19 protein-coding genes are annotated in these 17,603 nt (G+C 44.0%); 16 read left to right on the top strand and 3 right to left on the bottom strand.

All coding sequences use genetic code 11. The features are described 5' to 3' along the window. Positions 1-12: 12 nt before the first annotated feature. The 10 genes from IEY13_RS21730 to IEY13_RS21685 all read left to right on the top strand — a co-directional run bounded on the left by IEY13_RS21730 (position 13) and on the right by IEY13_RS21685 (position 10,320). The gene (locus tag IEY13_RS21730) at positions 13-1,827 is read left to right on the top strand and encodes an ABC transporter ATP-binding protein (RefSeq protein ID WP_188956176.1); all 1,815 of its coding nucleotides are present in this window, start codon (positions 13-15) and stop codon (positions 1,825-1,827) included. 112 nt (positions 1,828-1,939) lie between these two features. After that, positions 1,940-3,097: a F0F1 ATP synthase subunit A gene (gene atpB / locus IEY13_RS21725; protein ID WP_229687952.1), complete on the top strand. Its 1,158-nt coding sequence runs from the start codon at positions 1,940-1,942 to the stop codon at positions 3,095-3,097. 41 nt (positions 3,098-3,138) lie between these two features. Continuing rightward, complete coding sequence (gene atpE / locus IEY13_RS21720) at positions 3,139-3,381, top strand: ATP synthase F0 subunit C (protein ID WP_188956174.1); 243 nt, start codon at positions 3,139-3,141, stop codon at positions 3,379-3,381. A 110-nt stretch (positions 3,382-3,491) separates the two neighbouring features. Beyond that, positions 3,492-3,986, top strand: a complete 495-nt coding sequence (gene atpF / locus IEY13_RS21715; RefSeq protein ID WP_188956172.1) for a F0F1 ATP synthase subunit B — start codon at positions 3,492-3,494, stop codon at positions 3,984-3,986. 15 nt (positions 3,987-4,001) lie between these two features. Continuing rightward, positions 4,002-4,565, top strand: a complete 564-nt coding sequence (gene atpH / locus IEY13_RS21710; protein WP_188956170.1) for an ATP synthase F1 subunit delta — start codon at positions 4,002-4,004, stop codon at positions 4,563-4,565. 25 nt (positions 4,566-4,590) lie between these two features. Further along, positions 4,591-6,168 (top strand): F0F1 ATP synthase subunit alpha, encoded by a 1,578-nt coding sequence (gene atpA / locus IEY13_RS21705; RefSeq protein WP_188956168.1) that lies wholly within the window; start codon positions 4,591-4,593, stop codon positions 6,166-6,168. Between the two features lie 180 nt (positions 6,169-6,348). Further along, positions 6,349-8,574, top strand: a complete 2,226-nt coding sequence (locus IEY13_RS21700) for a TonB-dependent receptor (protein ID WP_188956166.1) — start codon at positions 6,349-6,351, stop codon at positions 8,572-8,574. Positions 8,575-8,607: 33 nt separating this feature from the next. Continuing rightward, the gene (locus IEY13_RS21695) at positions 8,608-9,234 is read left to right on the top strand and encodes a hypothetical protein (protein ID WP_188956164.1); all 627 of its coding nucleotides are present in this window, start codon (positions 8,608-8,610) and stop codon (positions 9,232-9,234) included. Positions 9,235-9,353: 119 nt separating this feature from the next. Continuing rightward, the gene (locus IEY13_RS21690; protein WP_188956162.1) at positions 9,354-10,037 is read left to right on the top strand and encodes a hypothetical protein; all 684 of its coding nucleotides are present in this window, start codon (positions 9,354-9,356) and stop codon (positions 10,035-10,037) included. Then, positions 10,030-10,320: a winged helix-turn-helix domain-containing protein gene (locus IEY13_RS21685; protein ID WP_188956160.1), complete on the top strand. Its 291-nt coding sequence runs from the start codon at positions 10,030-10,032 to the stop codon at positions 10,318-10,320. Before IEY13_RS21690 ends, IEY13_RS21685 begins: the two co-directional genes overlap by 8 nt. Before the next feature lie 6 nt (positions 10,321-10,326). On the opposite strand, the gene IEY13_RS21680 is transcribed toward IEY13_RS21685, so the two are convergent. After that, positions 10,327-11,196, bottom strand: coding sequence for an aldose 1-epimerase family protein (locus IEY13_RS21680; RefSeq protein ID WP_188956158.1), 870 nt, complete (start codon positions 11,194-11,196; stop codon positions 10,327-10,329). A gap of 9 nt (positions 11,197-11,205) precedes the next feature. Beyond that, positions 11,206-12,303: a 4-hydroxythreonine-4-phosphate dehydrogenase PdxA gene (gene pdxA, locus IEY13_RS21675; RefSeq protein ID WP_188956156.1), complete on the bottom strand. Its 1,098-nt coding sequence runs from the start codon at positions 12,301-12,303 to the stop codon at positions 11,206-11,208. Positions 12,304-12,384: 81 nt separating this feature from the next. Here pdxA and rsmA point away from each other — a divergent pair, with 81 nt between their 5' ends. The 4 genes from rsmA to IEY13_RS21655 all read left to right on the top strand — a co-directional run bounded on the left by rsmA (position 12,385) and on the right by IEY13_RS21655 (position 15,196). Next, positions 12,385-13,143: a 16S rRNA (adenine(1518)-N(6)/adenine(1519)-N(6))-dimethyltransferase RsmA gene (gene rsmA, locus IEY13_RS21670; RefSeq protein WP_188956154.1), complete on the top strand. Its 759-nt coding sequence runs from the start codon at positions 12,385-12,387 to the stop codon at positions 13,141-13,143. Between the two features lie 27 nt (positions 13,144-13,170). Continuing rightward, complete coding sequence (locus IEY13_RS21665; RefSeq protein WP_188956152.1) at positions 13,171-14,100, top strand: NAD(P)-dependent oxidoreductase; 930 nt, start codon at positions 13,171-13,173, stop codon at positions 14,098-14,100. A gap of 120 nt (positions 14,101-14,220) precedes the next feature. After that, positions 14,221-14,694 (top strand): transcription elongation factor GreA, encoded by a 474-nt coding sequence (gene greA / locus IEY13_RS21660; RefSeq protein ID WP_188956150.1) that lies wholly within the window; start codon positions 14,221-14,223, stop codon positions 14,692-14,694. A 112-nt stretch (positions 14,695-14,806) separates the two neighbouring features. Further along, a complete protein-coding gene (locus IEY13_RS21655; RefSeq protein ID WP_188956148.1) occupies positions 14,807-15,196 on the top strand; it encodes an HIT family protein in 390 nt (129 codons plus the stop codon). Here IEY13_RS21655 and ruvC read toward each other — a convergent pair. After that, entirely contained in the window at positions 15,180-15,752 is a 573-nt protein-coding gene (gene ruvC / locus IEY13_RS21650; protein WP_188956146.1) for a crossover junction endodeoxyribonuclease RuvC, read from the bottom strand. The two genes, IEY13_RS21655 and ruvC, sit on opposite strands and share 17 nt — an antisense overlap. Positions 15,753-15,881: 129 nt before the next feature. Between ruvC and IEY13_RS21645 the strand changes: the two genes are divergently transcribed. Beyond that, on the top strand, positions 15,882-16,811 hold the full coding sequence (locus tag IEY13_RS21645) for a lysylphosphatidylglycerol synthase transmembrane domain-containing protein (RefSeq protein ID WP_188956144.1): 930 nt from the start codon (positions 15,882-15,884) through the stop codon (positions 16,809-16,811). 1 nt (position 16,812) lies between these two features. Beyond that, a complete protein-coding gene (locus IEY13_RS21640; RefSeq protein ID WP_188956142.1) occupies positions 16,813-17,601 on the top strand; it encodes a DUF3108 domain-containing protein in 789 nt (262 codons plus the stop codon). The last annotated feature ends 2 nt before the right edge of the window (positions 17,602-17,603 follow it).

Genomic DNA, 17,603 nt, shown 5'->3' with positions numbered 1-17,603 from the left:
TGGTTTATAATCATGAGCGCGGGCATTAAAAAGAAGATTTTCGATTTTTCCCTGTTAAAACGGGTATTTGAATTTGTAAAACCCTACCGTGGGCGGTTTTACGCCAGTTTGCTGTTTGCTGCGCTGCTGGCGCTGTTTACACCTGTAAGGCCTTACCTGATACAGTTAACCATTGATAAAGCCACCGGCAAACATGCTGCTGTACCCCGCGCGCTGGAGTGGTTACTGGGAAGCGATAACCTGAGCGATGCCTACCGTTTTATTATTACCGTTACTATTTTCCAGGTTGTTTTTCTGTTTATTGAAACGGCTGTGCGTTTTGGTTTCAGCTTTCTTACTTCCTGGCTGGGACAGAGTGTGGTAAAAGACATGCGCACGGGTGTTTTTAAAAAGATACTGGGCTTAAACCTGAAACAATTTGATACCACACCAATAGGCACACTTACCACCCGTACTATCAATGACATTGAAAGCATCAACGATATTTTTTCTGACGGACTGGTGCCTATTGTGGCAGACCTGCTTACGATAGTGATAACACTGGTTACCATGTTCTGGATAGACTGGAAGCTGACGCTGATCAGCCTTATTCCGTTTCCGTTAATGCTGGTAGCTACTTACTATTTTAAGGAAAGCGTAAACAAAAGCTTTATTCAGGTTCGTAATGCTGTTGCCGCATTAAACGCATTTGTGCAGGAGCATATTACCGGAATGTCTATTGTGCAGGCTTTTTCGGCAGAAGACCGGGAGCTGACCAAGTTTAATAAGATTAACAAAGACCACCGGAATGCGAATATCAAGGCCATTTTTGCCTACTCCATCTTTTTCCCTATTGTGGAAGTGGTGCTGGCAGTAAGTACCGGTATTCTGGTATGGTGGGTGGCCGGCAAACACCTGGAAGCGGGCCTGCTGGTGTCTTTTATTCTGTATCTGAACCAGATTTTCCGCCCGCTGCGTGTGGTGGCAGATAAATTCAACGTTATTCAAATGGGGATGGTGGCAGCTGAACGCATTTTTAAAGTACTGGATAACGAGGATTATATGAAGAAAGAGGGCGATTTTGCTCCTGCTCAGGTAAAAGGCAAAATCAGCTTTAACCATGTTTCTTTCGGATACAATCCCGGCAGTTATATATTAAAGGATATTCATTTCACCGCCAATCCCGGCGAAACCATCGCCCTGGTGGGGCATACGGGTAGTGGTAAAACCTCTATTATCAGCCTGTTAAACCGGCTATATCAGATTCAGGAGGGCGAAATCCGTCTTGATGATGTAAATATTGAAGATTACCGGCTGGATACCCTCCGCAGCAGTATAGGCGTGGTATTACAGGATGTGTTTCTGTTTTCCGGATCGGTACTGGATAATATTACCCTCCGTAACCCTGAAATAAGCAAGGAGCAGGTAATAAATGCTGCTAAAATGATTGGCGTTCATGAGTTTATTATGCAATTGCCAGGTGGTTACAGTTATAATGTAATGGAACGGGGTACCACCCTTAGCCTGGGGCAGCGGCAGCTGATCTCCTTTATCAGGGCGTTGCTGTACAATCCTGCCGTGCTGATACTGGACGAGGCTACTTCTTCTATAGATACGGAGAGTGAAATGCTGATTCAAAAGGCTATTGACACCCTTATTGCCGACCGTACCTCTATAGTTATTGCCCACCGGCTGTCTACCATACGGAAAGCTGACAAAATAATTGTGCTGGATAAAGGTGTAATTATGGAGATGGGTACACATGACGAATTATTGCAATCCGGTGGATTCTACGCGCAATTGCACGCTATGCAATTTGAAAAACAGCATGCTGCACAACCTTCTTAGTGTGGGAACTACACACTAAGTTTTTTACGATTTTGACTTGCGGATTACAATTTTTAGTGCAGCAACTCCTATCTTTGCCGCCAAATTTGAGGATATTATGACCATCCGATGCATGAAATACCTACTGGGAGTGACTTTCAGCACTTTTATGTTGTTTTTTTTTAATGTTTCTTTCGGACGTGATCACCACCAAAATGAGGGTGATTCTCTAACTGTGAAGACAGAAGCGCATGCCCCTGAAGCCCATGGCGGCCATGGCGATGCTCATGGAGAATTTAACCCAGGCGAAACCATTATCCACCACGTTCTGGACGCGCATGAATTTCATTTCTTTTCTTTTGGTCATACCCATGCCACTATTCCTTTACCTATTATAGTATATGCTCCTCAGCGTGGCTTAAAGGTGTTTTCTTCCGCACGTTTTGAAGAAGGTACTGTTGCTTACGAAGGGTATAAAATTGAGAAGAACAAAATTATTGCTGTAACAGAAACGGGTGCTGTTGATACCTCTGTTACTGTATACGATCTGTCTCTTACCAAAAACGTAGTGCAGATGTTTCTGGCGGTTATTCTGCTGGTAGTTATCATGCTTAACGTTGCTAAAAAGTATAAAGCACAGGGCGCACAAAGCGTACCCTCTGGTTTTCAGAATGCTATTGAGCCGGTTATCAACTTTGTAATTGATGAAGTGGCTAAGCCTAACCTGCGTGAGAAATACCGCAAGTATCTGCCTTATCTGTTAACTGTATTCTTCTTCATCCTTATCAATAACATTATTGGTCTTATTCCGGGTTCAGCCAACGTAACAGGTAATATTGCATTTACACTGGTACTGTCTGTAATTTCCCTGATTGTAATTTTAATAAGCACCGATGGTCACTTCTGGGCGCACATTTTCTGGCCTCCAGGCGTACCCTTACTGGTTAAATTAATCCTGGTTCCTGTGGAATTACTGGGTATATTTATTAAACCAGCGGCTTTAATGATCAGGTTGTTTGCCAACATGACTGCAGGTCACATTGTAATCCTGAGTTTCGTATCGCTCATTTTCATCTTTGGTAAAATGGCTGCTGCGGCTGGCTGGGGCTTTTCACCTGTATCACTGGCATTTACGGTTTTCATTTACATGGTAGAAATTCTGGTAGCATTTATCCAGGCTTTCATCTTTACCAACCTGACAGCGGTATTTATTGGTCAGGCGTTTGAATCCAGTCATGGTCATGATGATCATAATGGCAAACACCATGATCACGGTGAGGTTTTCGCATAATTTAGTCTATAAACATTTTCTTAATATCAAAATCACATAGTATGTCTTTAGCAAACATTTTACTGGAAGGTACTGCTCAACTGGGTGGTGCACTGGGTGCTGGTATCGCTGCAATCGGTGCTGGTATCGGCATTGGTCAGATTGGTAAAGGTGCAGTTGAATCAATTGCACGTCAACCAGAAGCTGCCGGTGATATCCGTGCGAGCATGATCCTGACTGCTGCGTTCATCGAGGGTGTTGCCCTGTTCGCAGTAATCGCTGGTCTGCTGGCTGTTTTATCATAGTCACTTTCCACGAAAAAGAATTTACTGCATCCAACGCAAAGGGCCGAGGATGCAGTTGATTTACACGCCCACAGCGGGCATTAAGCAAAAAATATTTAAGCAGATACTATATGGAACTCTTACTACCTGGTTTTGGTATTATATTCTGGACATTCATCGCATTTGTGTTGGTGTTCCTTATTCTGAAAGCATTTGCCTGGAAGCCGATTCTGAAGACGCTGAAAGACAGAGAAGATAATATTGCCAATGCAATTGCTTCTGCCGAAAAGGTAAAAGCTGAGATGGCACAGCTGAAAAACGAGAACGAAACTTTATTAAATAAGGCGCGTGAAGAAAGAGCTACTTTATTAAAAGAAGCTAAGGAAACCGCTGATAAAATGGTTGCTGAAGCTAAAGACAAAGCAAAAACCGAGTACGATCGTATTCTGGCAGATGCACAGGCTGCTATCAGCCATCAGAAACATGCTGCGCTGGCCGACGTTAAAAATCAGGTAGGTACCCTGGTTATTGAAGTGGCTGAGAAAATTTTACGTAAGGAACTTGCTAACAAAGCAGAGCAGGAGAATTACATTAAGCAGCTGGCTGAAGGAGTTAAACTTAATTAAACACAACAGAACAACATGCCTAATCCACGTTTAGCGGGCAGATATGCAAAAAGTCTTGTTGACCTTGCTACTGAGAAAGGTCAGCTTGAGGTGGTATATAAAGACATGCAGTACCTGCAGGCCGTATGCAACAGCAGCAGGGAGTTTGTTAACCTGTTACGCAGTCCCATTATCAAAGCTGATAAGAAAGACGCGATTATCAGCGCTGTTACCAAATCCAATGTAAGCGAATTAACCGCCGCTTTTAGCAGATTGCTGGTAGCAAAAGGCCGCGAAAGCGAACTGCCTGAGATTGCAGCTGCTTTTATTGATCAATACAACGCTATCAATAACATTGGCAGAGTAAAGCTGACTACTGCAGTACCTGTGAGCGAAGAGCTGAAAAATGCGATTGCTGCCCGGGTGAAAGCAGACCAGGGCCTGAAAAATGTTGACCTGGAAACAGCTGTTGACGAAAGCCTGATTGGTGGTTTTACACTTGAATTTAATAACCGTTTGGTGGATGCTTCTGTACTGCGTGATCTGAACGATATCAAAAAGCAATTCAGCGTGAACCTGTTTGAAAGCAGGCTCAAATAACTTTTAAAACTACAAACTTCAAAATATGGTTGACATTAAACCTGATGAAATATCAGCGATATTGAGGCAGCAACTGAGCAATTTCAATGCCTCTGCTGATTTGGAAGAAGTGGGTACCGTACTCCAGGTGGGTGATGGTATTGCCCGTGTATATGGACTGAGCAACGTACGTTCCGGTGAACTGGTTGAGTTTCCTAACGGCGTTAAAGCCATTGCATTGAACCTGGAAGAAGACAACGTGGGTGTGGTATTGATGGGTGAGAGCAAAGGAATTAAAGAAGGCGATAAAGTACGCCGTACCGGTGCTATTGCATCTATTAAAGTAGGTGATGGCCTGGTTGGTCGTGTTGTAAATACCCTGGGCGAAGCCATTGATGGTAAAGGCCCTGTTACCGGTGATTTATACGAAATGCCTCTGGAGCGTAAAGCACCAGGTGTAATTTATCGTGAGCCGGTAAAGGAACCGCTGCAAACCGGTATCAAAGCTATCGATGCTATGATTCCTATTGGCCGTGGTCAGCGTGAGCTGGTGATTGGTGACCGTCAAACTGGTAAAACTGCCATCTGTATTGACACTATCATCAACCAGAAAGAGTTTTATGATGCAGGTAAGCCTGTATATTGTATATATGTAGCTATTGGCCAGAAAGCTTCTACTGTTGCCGGTGTAATGAAAACTTTACAGGACAACGGTGCTATGGCTTATACTACCATCGTTGCAGCTTCTGCAAGTGATCCGGCTCCTCAGCAATTCTATGCTCCTTTCGCAGGTGCGGCAATTGGTGAGTTCTTCCGTGATACCGGTCGTCCTGCCCTGATTATCTATGATGATCTGTCTAAGCAAGCTGTAGCTTACCGTGAGGTATCTCTGCTGCTGAAAAGACCTCCGGGACGTGAAGCATATCCTGGTGACGTATTCTATCTGCACTCCCGTTTATTAGAGCGCGCTGCGAAGGTAATTAACAACGATGCTATCGCTAAGCAAATGAACGATCTGCCTGAGTCCATCAAACACCTGGTAAAAGGTGGTGGTAGCCTTACTGCGTTACCAATTATTGAAACACAGGCTGGTGACGTATCTGCATACATACCTACCAACGTAATCTCTATTACCGACGGTCAGATATTCCTGGAATCAAACCTGTTTAACGCAGGTATCCGTCCGGCTATCAACGTAGGTATCTCTGTAAGCCGCGTAGGTGGTAGTGCACAGATCAAATCCATGAAAAAGGTATCTGGTACCCTGAAACTGGACCAGGCTTTATACCGTGAAATGGAAGCATTCTCTAAGTTTGGTGGTGATCTGGATGCTGCTACCAAACTGGTACTGGACAAAGGTGCCCGTAACGTGGAAATCCTGAAGCAAGCGCAGTTCTCTCCATTCTCTGTAGAAAAGCAGGTAGCTATTATTTACCTGGGTACTCAGGGTCTGTTACGTGAAGTGGCTGTGAAAAAAGTTAAAGCGTTTGAAGAGCACTTCCTGCTGGAAATGCAAAACAAACATGCTGATGTATTGGCTGAGTTTAAGAAAGGTAACCTGTCTGATGCTGGTGTTGAAAAAACAGTAGCGCTGGCAAAAAGCCTGATTCCTCAGTACAAATAGTACTATTTCAGAAGAAGTTTGAGTATAAAGGACGGCCCCGCAATAAGCGGGGCCGTTTCTTTTTTAGGATTATCTGATTGCTTTTGAACCGGTTAGTGTGTTTACCTGTCGGCGGGTTTGTTTTTTAGTTTGGTTTATAATGTAAACTGGTTTACTTTAGCCTTGCAAAACAAAACTGACATGAAAAAAGCCCTTCTACTCCCCTTATACCTGTTACCGCTGGCCTTACTGGCTCAGGTAAAAATTACAGGTATGGTAAAAGATGGCAGAGGTAAACCCGTTCCCGGCGCTTCTATCAGCATTCTTAACTCTTACGATGGTGGTGTGGCAGATTCCACCGGCAAATTCAACTTTACTACAACCGAAAAAGGAGAACAAAAGCTACAGGTAAATGCGGTAGGATATAAAATGTTTGAACAAACGCTTGCTTTAGAAGCCAGCGGCACACTAGAGTTACAGCTTTCTATAAAAGAGCAGATTGATGAATTGAAGGCCGTAGTAGTTACGGCAGGTTCTTTTGCGGCGGGTGATGCCAAAAGGGGAGCGGTAATGAATTCACTGGATATTGCTACCACCGGTGGTGCAGGGGCCGATATTACTGCTGCTTTTAAAACACTGCCCGGTGCACAGCAGGTAAATGACCAGGAAGGGCTGTTTGTGCGTGGTGGTGCCGGATATGAGACAAAACAGTTTATTGACGGAACCATGGTAAACAACCCTTATTTTTCCAGCGTACCGGATATTTCACAACGGGGACGTTTTTCTCCCTTCCTGTTTAAAGGGATGGTGTTTGCTACCGGTGGTTATTCTGCCTTATACGGGCAGGCTTTGTCGGCTGCACTTACCATGGAGTCTATTGATATGCCTGAACGTTCCGAAATAGATGTGGCTTTATCTCCCTTGTTTGCCACATTGGGTACGCAGCAGGTAGCAGCGAATAAAAAATCGTCCTGGGGTATCAGCTATAACTATGTAAACGTAGCCGCTTACTTTGAGCTGGTAAAACAAACACCTGATTATTTTAAAGTGCCTCAGTTTCATAATGCAGAGGGTAACTTCCGTATTAAAACCAAAGGAGGTATTGTTAAATACTACACCACTTTCAGCAACAGCAGCCTGGGGCTGAGAAGGCCGGATATAGACAGTGCTTACCTGAAAGACGCTTTTGACTTAAATAACTACAACTGGTATAACAACCTTAGCTGGCGCGAAAACCTGGGTAATGGCTGGAAAATGCAGTTGAGTACAGGATTCAGCACCAACCGCGATAATATATGGATGCAGGTGCAGGACGCCAATAACCAGCCCAAACAATTTATGCCCGCCGTTAGCTGGATGAATAATAAAACCTATAGATTATACAACCGCCAGACTGTTGCACAACTGAAAGCTGTTTTTGAAAAGCGCCTTGCCGGCATTAACACTATCCGTTTTGGTTCAGAGTACTGGTACAGCGAAAATCCGCTGCGTTTCAGAGATACTACGTATAACGTTACAGATAACTACAATGCGCTGTTTGCGGAAGCCAATTTTTATGTAACCAATGATCTGGCGTTTACACTGGGTTCGCGTTTGGAGCATGCCTCTGTTATAAACAAAACGGCGCTGGCACCGCGTGCTGCTATGGCTTATAAAATTGGCAAAGAATCTCAGTTGTCTTTTGCGTATGGTATGTTTTACCAGAAGCCGGAGAATATGGAGTTGAGGTATGGTGGTGATATGGGTTTTACCAAGGCCACACATTATATACTCAACTATACCAAAAGCACACGCCTGCAAATGTTACGGTTAGAGGCATTTTATAAAAAATACAACCGCCTGGTAAGAACATTTCCTGAGTATAATACCAGTGGCTATGGTTATGCACAGGGGGCTGAACTATTCTGGCGCGACAGAAAAACGGTAAAGTTCTTCGATTACTGGGTTAGCTATTCTTATCTGGATACCAAACGCAATTACCAGAATTTCCCAGGGGAGATGCAGCCCGGCTTTGCAGCAGCACATACCTTTTCTATTGTTACCAAGCGTTTTATTATGCCTATTAAAACCGGCTTTAACCTTACGTACAGCTTTGCTACCGGCAGACCTTACTATAATCTGATGCTGAATAATACCGGTACCAAATTCAATATTGCCGATCAGGGTAAAACCACCAGCTTTAAAAACCTGGGCTTTAGCGTAAACTATGTACCCAGCGCAGGAAAGTTAAATGCCAAAACCAATATGGTACTGGTAGCCAACGTAAGCAACGTGCTGGGTAATACGCAGCTGTCGGGTTACCGCTATTCGTACGATGGCTCTGTAAAGCAGCCCATTCTACCACCGGCTAAGCGTAGTTTTATGATAGGCGTGTTTATCAGCTGGGGAGTAGACCGTACTGACGATATTATTAATAACAATTTATAATCAATAATTTCTTCCATCAACAAAACAACTAGTATGAAAGCATTTATTTTAGCTATTGCCTTATGCAGCGGCATAGCCGTACAGGCGCAGAGCGATAAATATGTACAGGCTGTTCAAAAGAACCTGGCTTTACTGGATTCTTCTAAAACCTCTGCTGATCTGCAGACTGCTTCTGCTGCTTTTGAACGCATTGGCGATGCAGAAAAAACACAATGGCTGCCTTATTACTATGCAGCACTTGCACAGGTAAGAGCTGCTTACAGCGATAAAAGTGCCGATCAGGATGCGCTGGCTACAAAGGCACTGGCACTGGTAAGCAAAGCAGAAGCGATTGAAACCAATGCAGATTTGTATACCATCCGTAACATGGCAACTACTATACAAATGCTGGTAGATCCTATGAACCGCTGGCAAACATATGGCTCGCAGGCTTCAGCAGCTTTGCAAAATGCCATTAAAGCCAATCCCGATAATCCGCGTATCTATTATCTGCAGGGCATGGCTATGTTTGGTACTCCCGCTCAATACGGTGGTGGTAAAGACAAAGCAAAGCCTTTGTTTGAAAAAGCAGTTGCACTGGGCAAAGCAGAGCAGGTAAAACCTCTACATCCGCATTGGGGGGGAGCTGAAGCGGAGAAGATGTTACCGCTTTGCCAATAGTCTGAACCTCTTTACTTTATTGCCTGATTGCCGGTTATATTTGCAGCATAACCAGCAATCAGGTTTATTTGTTTTCTAACTTCAGCTGGCAACAGCTTCCCGGATAATATTATTCAATTATGGCAGAGGAAAAGCAACTTACCCACCAGGAAAGCCTGGAATTGATTACTCAAATGCTGCAGAATGCAAAAGGCCACTTTCATACCAGTGGTACCAGCGCTATTTTGTGGGGTAGTGTGGTTGGCTTTGCAGGTATTATGAGTTTTCTCCAGCGTATGTTTAATTTTTCTATTGGTTTTGATGTATGGCTGGTGGTGTTGATTGCTATTGTTCCCCAGTTTGTAATTTCTGCCCGGGAAAGCCGTAACCGAAGAGTGCTTACTTATGAAGAGAGTTGGCTGAATGCTGTATGGATGGTTTATGGATTCAGCGTATTTGCCTTATTGATTTATCTGCAGGTGGTACCCACCATAAGCGTTAAGATGTTTGCAGCAGAAGGTAAAACACTGCTTATCAGAAATAACAGCACAAAAGAGGTAACAGCATATTACCCTTTTACATTAAGTGCCTCTTCTCTTTATCTGATACTATATTCCCTTCCCACATTAACAACCGGCATTGCTTCCCGCTTCAAACCCATGATTATCGGAGGCATACTGTGTTATGTATTCTTCATCATCTCTCTTTTTACCCCTTTTGTGTACGATGTATTAATGAACGGCCTTGCAGGCATATTCAGCTGGCTTATACCCGGACTTATTCTGCGTAGAAAGTGCTTAAAAGCAAAAATGGCGAATGTTTAAAGATCTGAATCCCATATTACATTCGCAGTTGCGGCTTGCAGTGGTAAGTCTGCTGATTGGCGTAAAAGAAGCAGAGTTTACTTTTATTAAAAAGAAAACCAATGCTACGGCGGGTAACCTGAGTGTGCAGATTCAGAAGCTGAAAGAAGCAGGTTATGTAGAGGTGATAAAGCAGTTTAAAGACAACTATCCCCAAACCATTTGTAAGATTACCGAAAAGGGCATTGCTGCATTTGAAGACTATGTAAAAGCCCTGCAGCAATACCTGAATGTAAATAAGTAACTGCAGTTAAAATAAGCTAACGCTCCAGGTTCTGCTGAAGGTAGTAGCGGGCGACAGATTGTTGATGCCTTCTTTTTCAAACAGATTGCCCGATGCATATACCCCATCTGCAATGCCACACCAGGGCTCTATACAAACAAAGTCTGCATCTTTAGCCGACCAGATACCCAGAAAAGGAAACCCTTCCAGGTGAAAATGCAGGCCATGACTGGTGGCCTTGCTCAAAAGGCTTATTTTTTTCGACTGAAATTGTTTAAACACAAGCGCATCGCCATAAAACATAGGTTTGTTCAATGGCAGGGTATTGGTTTGTTGCAGATAAGGCTTTGGCGCGTTTTCAATAAGGCCGTCTGCGGAAAGTGGCCATACACCGGTATTTTCAGTAGCGTCAAATTGCAGGTAGTAATCTTCAAAGCTGGTGCCTGCAACCAGTGGTACTGCAAAAGCCGGGTGGGCACCTACTGAAAACAACATATTCTCTTCCCCTTCGTTTTTTACATCGTAGGTAACCGAAAGGGTATCGTTCTGTAGTTCGTAGCGGATAGAAAAACTGAAATGGAATGGATATACCTGAAAAGTCTGTTCGTTGCTACGCAGGGTAAAAGTGGCGCTACCAGCCGTTTGTGCAGTAACAGCAAACTCCATATCACGCGCAAAGCCATGGCGGCCAAGGGTATAATGCTGCATGTTGTACAGGTACTGGTTTTTCTTCAGTGAGCCTACTATAGGAAACAGTACCGGGCTTTTTTTACCCCAGTATTTTGCATCTCCGCTCCACAGGTATTCAATGCCTGTATCTTTCCGTACAATACTTTGCAACTCTGCTCCTTTGGCAGCTACAGCCACTTTTAACAGTTCATTTTCCAGGTATAGCATATGAATTCTTTATCCTTCTGATTCTTCAATTTTTTCATCTTCTGCGTTAGCCAGTACACGGGCGCTTATCTTTTTCAGCGGGTTGGCGTGGCTTTCTGCCCAGGTAGCGCGGCTGCGTATAATGTCAACTGCATTGTATACCGCGGCCAGGAAGGAGGCAGCGTCTGCCTTACCTTTTCCGGCAATATCAAACGCAGTACCATGGTCGGGGCTGGTTCTTACTATCGGTAAACCGGCTGTATAATTAACGCCTTCGCCAATAGCCAGCGATTTAAAAGGAATCAGGCCCTGATCGTGATACATAGCCAGTACTGCATCAAACTGATTGTATTGTCCACGGGCAAAAAAGGCATCTGCGCTGTAAGGGCCAAACACCATCATATTTTTATGGCGTGCATCTTTAACAGCAGGCTTAATAATGGTTTCTTCTTCATTGCCTATTAAACCTTCATCTCCGGCATGTGGGTTCAAACCCAGTACGGCAATGCGTGGTTTGTCAATACCAAAATCTTTCTGCAGGCTGTTGTGCAGTATGTGCAGCTTTTTCAGAATGTTTTCGCGGGTAATGTGTACGGCAATTTCTTTTACAGGAATATGCTCTGTTAATACTGCCACGCGCATGTTTTCTGCTGTCATCAGCATTACTACCTCATCGGCATTAAACATGGCTTTGAGGTAGGGCGTATGGCCGCTATAGTTAAACTCAGCCGATTGAATATTCTTTTTATGAATGGGTGCTGTTACCAGACCATGAATCTGACCTGCTTTCAGCGCCTGTACGCTTTGCTGCAGAGAAATCAGTGCGTATTTACCGCCAATTTCATTCAGCTGGCCGGGGGTAATCTGCACATCATCTTCCCAGCAGTTTACTACGTTCAGCTGTTTGTAGTTTAAGCGGGTAATATCTTTGGTTGCCTGATAAGTGAGTGTAACATCAGGCAGATTTTTTTTATAAAAGTTGATGCTTTTGTTGCTGGCAAACACTACCGGAACGCAAATGTCCAGTATACGGTTGTCACTCAGGGTTTTAATAATCAGCTCTGTGCCTATTCCATTCAAATCTCCACAACTGAAACCTATCACAGGTTTTTGCAATTCATTGCTCATTCGTTACAGTTTGATGCGTAAAAATACACCTTTTAGCAGGTTTACCTCGTAAATATTGCGCATTGCAGGTAATTTTGCTGCATGCAATACACGCTGAAGAAGTCATTAGGCCAGCACTTTTTACGGGATGAGAATATTTGCCGCAGAATTGCCGATGCCATACAGCAGCAATCCTTTACCCAGCTACTGGAAGTAGGGCCTGGCGGAGGTGCGCTTACCAAATACCTGTTACAGTTTAAGGATATAGATTTTAAAGCGGTAGAACTGGATGAGGAGAAGGTAGTATATCTGGAACATACGTATCCGGAGCTGAAAGGCCGTATTATTCACCAGAGCTTTCTGGATGCCCAGCCACCTTTTGAAGGCAGTTTTATGGTGGTGGGTAACTTTCCGTATAATATTTCCTCACAAATACTGTTTAAGGTACTGGACTGGAAAGATCAGGTACCGCATGTGGTAGGCATGTTTCAGAAAGAGGTGGCACAGCGTGTGGCTTCCAAACCAGGCTCCAAAGTATACGGGGTAATCAGTGTACTGATACAGGCATTTTACAACGTGGAATATCTGTTTGATGTGCCGCAGGAATGCTTTAATCCACCGCCCAAAGTAATGAGTGGGGTAATATTGCTTACCCGTAAAACGGAACTGGTGGATATGCGCAGCCATAAGCACTTTGTAAATCTGGTTAAAACAGCTTTTAACCAGCGCCGTAAAACCCTCCGCAATGCCGCGCGCTCTTTATTTACGGAAGATGTGTTACAGAATCCGATATTTGATAAACGTGCCGAGCAATTATCGCTGGAAGATTTTGCTGCACTTACTTTTTCTATGAACTACTAATCATCCGCACAGGATAAAAAATACGCGATGAAAAGCAAGGTGATTGTTACAGCAAAGGTGCATGAATACCTGGCAGATACACTACAGAAGAATGGCTATGAGGTGCTTTATACGCCAGCCATTACTTATGAAGAGCTGGCAGAGAAAATGGGAGATATTACAGGGCTTATTGTTACCACGCGTTTAAAAATTGACCAGGCTATACTGGACAAGGCTCCTATGCTAAAGTGGATAGGAAGACTGGGCAGTGGTATGGAACTGATTGATGTAGCCTATGCAGAAGCCAAAGGCATTAAATGTGTAAGCAGCCCCGAAGGCAACCGTAATGCAGTGGCCGAACATATGCTAGGTACCTTATTATGCCTGATGAATAAACTGCATACCAGTTTTGATGAGGTGAAGGCGGGCAAGTGGCTGCGCGATGAAAACCGTGGCACTGAACTTACCGGCAAAACAGTAGGTATTATTGGTTACGGTAACACGGGCCAGGCTTATGCGCGTTTGCTGGCACCGTTTGGGGTAGATATTCTGGCGTACGATAAATATTATAAAGGTTTTGCTAAAGACACGGTACATGAGGCAGAGCCGGAGCATATAGCAAAATATGCAGATGTGGTAAGCCTGCACCTGCCGCTTACCGAAGAAACGCATCACTATGCCAACGATGCTTTTTTTCAGAAGCTGCAACGTAAACCTTACTTTCTTACGGCCTGCCGGGGCAAGGTTACCGATACTGCCGCCCTTACACGTGCGCTGGACAAGGGCCTTATTACTGCTGCCGGGGTAGATGTGCTGGAAAACGAAAAGCTGGCCACTTATACCGATGCGGAAACGGAGCAATTGCAGCGTTTATGCAACAGAACCAATGTGTTAGTAACGCCGCACATAGCCGGTTACAGCCACGAAGCGTACTTTAAAATGGCTAAGGTGGTACTGGACAAACTGGGCATTTTTTAACATTTGACGTTTGCACGCGAAGTGCAAAAAAGCTATATTTGTAACTTTACATTTCTGCAACGCTACAGTTAACGCTGTGGCGTTGTATTTTTTTTATCCCTCATAAAAACACGATTTACTATGAGTGAAGTTATGTACGTAACCAAAGAGACACTCGAAAAGATGAAGGAAGAGCTTCACCGCATGAAAACGGTGGACAGGCCGGGGGCTGCAAGAGCCATTGCAGAAGCCCGGGAAAAAGGGGATCTTCGTGAGAATGCCGAGTACGATGCTGCCAAAGAAGCACAGGGAATTCTGGAGGCCAAAATGGCCCTGCTGGAAACCCATATAGCCAGTGCCCGTATAGTAAGCGCTGATGAAGTTGATACCAGTAAAGCATCTATATTAACCAAAGTAACCATTACCAACGTAGCCACTAAAAAAACGGTTACTTATCAGCTGGTGGGCGAAAAAGAGGCCGATTTAAAAGCCGGAAAAATATCTATCAGTTCTCCTATAGGTAAAGGGCTGCTGGGTAAAGTTGTAGGCGAAATTGCCGAGGTGCAGGCACCTACAGGCGTTATTAAGTTTAAAGTAGAGGACATCTCTATATAAATTATTACCGGTTATGTTACATAACCGCAAAAAGGGCTGCCTTGTAAAAGAGCAGCCTTTTTTGTGTACAGGCGCAAGGTTTTATTAATTTTCCTGACTTTAAAGATATTGCATGACACTCTTTTCTAAAATCATTGCCGGAGAAATACCTTCTTATAAAATTGCTGAAGACGATCGCTTTTTTGCTTTCCTGGATATTTTTCCGGCTACGCCTGGTCACGTACTGGTGGTACCCAAAACAGAGGTAGACCGCTTGTTCGATCTGCCGGCTGAGTATCTGAATGGCCTGCTCACCTTTGCGCAGCCAATAGCCAAAGCTATTCAACAGGCTTTCCCCTGCGATAGGGTAAATATTCTTACCCTGGGTTTTGAGGTGCCGCATGCACACGTACATCTGATTCCTATGAATGGTATGGCAGATGCAGATATACTGGCTTCTAAAAAGAAAGCGGAGCCGGAAGAGCTGGCAGCGGCTCAACAAAAAATTACTTCTTATTTATAGTTACGCGGCCGGGGTTTTTGGCAATAAAGTCTTCCCAGCCTTTCAGACCTTTGCTTAGCTGGCCTAAAGGCGAGCCCAGCTGGTAGTGGTGGCACATAGCCACCGCCAGCGCATCGGTGGCATCAAAAAAAGCAGGTTTTTCTTCCAGCTGCATCACCTGTTGCAGCATTTTCCAAACCTGTTCTTTGTCAGCATTACCATTGCCTGTAACAGATTGTTTCACCTTTTTGGGTGAATATTCTGTTACAGGTACCTTGCCCTGCATGGCTGCTGCAATAGCTACGCCCTGGGCCCGGCCCAGTTTTAACATACTCTGAACGTTTTTGCCAAAGAAGGGTGCTTCAATAGCAAAATGATCTGGTTTGTGTATCTCAATCAGTTCAGATACACGGGTATGTATTTTCTCCAAACGGCCGTATATATCCTTATCCGCGCTCAGTTTCAGCACATCCATTACCAGCATGCGCGCTTTATTTCCCTGTACAGCAATAAGGGCATAGCCCATTACCAATGTTCCGGGGTCAATTCCCATTACTATGTAGTCCGGTTTCTTCATCCCGTTGTGAAAATACTTTAACCCTGTTATAAATAGTTGTTTTACCGTAGGTTTGGGCAAAATTACACCAAGCTGAAGCGGAAGTATAAGATATTGCTAAACTATATTGTTGGTCCGGTCCTGTTTATTGTGTTAACGTATGCTATTTATCGCCGCATACAACAGCAGGAGAACCTGAAAAACTCCTGGCAGGTAATTCAACAATCTCTTCGTGGCCCCCAGCAGTGGAAAATCTGGCTGGTAATGGCGCTGAGTCTGGTAAACTGGGGCATAGAAGCGCGCAAGTGGCAGGTGCTTGTGCAGTCTGTTCAAAAAATCAGTTTGTTCCGGGCTTTTCAGGCGGTACTATCTGGCCTGGCTATGACCTTGTTTGTGCCCAACCGGGTGGGGGAATATGTGGGGCGTATTTTGTACATGGATGAAGGTAACCGCCTGCGTTCTGTGGCGTTAACACTGGTAGGCAGTGTTAGTCAGCTGGTGGTAACCATGGTGGCCGGCATTGGCGGTTTAATTTACATGCGTACCTATATTCTTACCGAAGGCCGGCATCTGGAAGGTTTATCAGAATTCTGGTTCGATGGTTTGCTATATGCTATAATAGTAGGAACCCTTTTATTGTTATTAGTATATTATAAATTATCAAGTATCACTGTCTGGGTAGAGCGTATTCCTTTCGTATCTAAATTCAGTTACTTTATACAGAATGTAGAAACGCTGCACTGGCGCGAGCTAACCCGTGTGCTCTCTTTATCTGTATGCCGCTTTACAGTGTTTACGTTTCAGTACCTGCTGCTGATGCAGGTGTTTGATGTTCATATAAGCATAATAGATGGCTGGTGGTTAATCTGTGTTATGTTTCTGGTACTGGCTATTGTACCCAGCATACCTATTGCAGAATTAGGCGTAAGAGGTAATGCGAGTTTACAATTATTTGGTTTGCTGAGCACGAATACTATTGGTATTATTGCTACAGCGGCCGGTATATGGAGTATTAACTTAATATTACCATCATTGGCCGGAAGTTTGTTTATATTAGGTATCAAACTATTCAGAAAATAACGTGAAGAAATTTACAACTCTATTGCTTTGTTCGGTTTGTTGGTTCAGGCTGTCAGCAGGGGATGATTTCTGTGGGATACGTAATACAGCTTTCCACGCCGGCGAATCGGTTACTTACACCGTATTCTATGCTGTTGCCGGTATTTATGTAAACGCCGGTACCGCTTCGTTCAGCAGTTCGCTGGAGCGCCTGAACAATCACCCTGTATATCACATAACAGCACAGGGCACCTCTAATAACAGTTACGACTGGATATTTAAAGTAAGAGACAAGTATGAGTCTTACTTTGATACCGGTACCTTACAACCGCTGAAGTTTGTGCGTAACATTGATGAAGGTGGTTATAAGAAGTATGAGAACATTACTTTTAACCAGCAAACCAATACCGCTATAACAACAGAAGGCGTATATAAGGTGCCACCTTGTATACAGGATGTTGTAAGTTCTTTTTACTACATGCGTAATATCGACTTTAATAAATACAGCCCCGGCGATAAGATACCTTTTAAAATGTTTCTGGATAACGAGGTGTACGATTTGTATATCCGCTACCAGGGCAAGGAAACGGTAAAAACCAAATATGGTAAATTCCGGGCTATTAAAATTAAACCGCTATTGCTGAAGGGTACGTTGTTTACCGGTGGAGAAAAAATGAGCGTTTGGGTAACGGATGATGCCAATCATATACCGTTGCGTTTTGAAAGCCCTATTGCGGTAGGCACTGTAAAGGTAGATATGATGCAATACCGCAATCTGCGCCATCCGATGACTTCCCTTATTTCCTGGTAATA

It is taken from the genome of Filimonas zeae (assembly GCF_014641615.1).
Taxonomy (GTDB): domain Bacteria; phylum Bacteroidota; class Bacteroidia; order Chitinophagales; family Chitinophagaceae; genus Filimonas; species Filimonas zeae.
The sequence above is the reverse complement of the archived record's forward strand: the minus strand, read 5'-3'. Positions and strand labels throughout refer to the sequence as shown.

Bases quoted from the DNA above. Each gene is read 5' to 3' on its own strand.
- atpE (WP_188956174.1), top strand. From the start codon at position 3,139: ATGTCTTTAGCAAACATTTTACTGGAAGGTACTGCTCAACTGGGTGGT.
- IEY13_RS21700 (WP_188956166.1), top strand. From the start codon at position 6,349: ATGAAAAAAGCCCTTCTACTCCCCTTATACCTGTTACCGCTGGCCTTA.
- ruvC (WP_188956146.1), bottom strand. From the start codon at position 15,752: ATGAAGAAACCGGACTACATAGTAATGGGAATTGACCCCGGAACATTG.
- IEY13_RS21685 (WP_188956160.1), top strand. From the start codon at position 10,030: ATGTTTAAAGATCTGAATCCCATATTACATTCGCAGTTGCGGCTTGCA.
- IEY13_RS21680 (WP_188956158.1), bottom strand. From the start codon at position 11,196: ATGCTATACCTGGAAAATGAACTGTTAAAAGTGGCTGTAGCTGCCAAA.
- IEY13_RS21690 (WP_188956162.1), top strand. From the start codon at position 9,354: ATGGCAGAGGAAAAGCAACTTACCCACCAGGAAAGCCTGGAATTGATT.
- IEY13_RS21665 (WP_188956152.1), top strand. From the start codon at position 13,171: ATGAAAAGCAAGGTGATTGTTACAGCAAAGGTGCATGAATACCTGGCA.
- pdxA (WP_188956156.1), bottom strand. From the start codon at position 12,303: ATGAGCAATGAATTGCAAAAACCTGTGATAGGTTTCAGTTGTGGAGAT.
- rsmA (WP_188956154.1), top strand. From the start codon at position 12,385: ATGCAATACACGCTGAAGAAGTCATTAGGCCAGCACTTTTTACGGGAT.
- greA (WP_188956150.1), top strand. From the start codon at position 14,221: ATGAGTGAAGTTATGTACGTAACCAAAGAGACACTCGAAAAGATGAAG.
- IEY13_RS21730 (WP_188956176.1), top strand. From the start codon at position 13: ATGAGCGCGGGCATTAAAAAGAAGATTTTCGATTTTTCCCTGTTAAAA.
- atpB (WP_229687952.1), top strand. From the start codon at position 1,940: ATGAAATACCTACTGGGAGTGACTTTCAGCACTTTTATGTTGTTTTTT.
- IEY13_RS21695 (WP_188956164.1), top strand. From the start codon at position 8,608: ATGAAAGCATTTATTTTAGCTATTGCCTTATGCAGCGGCATAGCCGTA.
- atpH (WP_188956170.1), top strand. From the start codon at position 4,002: ATGCCTAATCCACGTTTAGCGGGCAGATATGCAAAAAGTCTTGTTGAC.
- IEY13_RS21655 (WP_188956148.1), top strand. From the start codon at position 14,807: ATGACACTCTTTTCTAAAATCATTGCCGGAGAAATACCTTCTTATAAA.
- atpA (WP_188956168.1), top strand. From the start codon at position 4,591: ATGGTTGACATTAAACCTGATGAAATATCAGCGATATTGAGGCAGCAA.
- atpF (WP_188956172.1), top strand. From the start codon at position 3,492: ATGGAACTCTTACTACCTGGTTTTGGTATTATATTCTGGACATTCATC.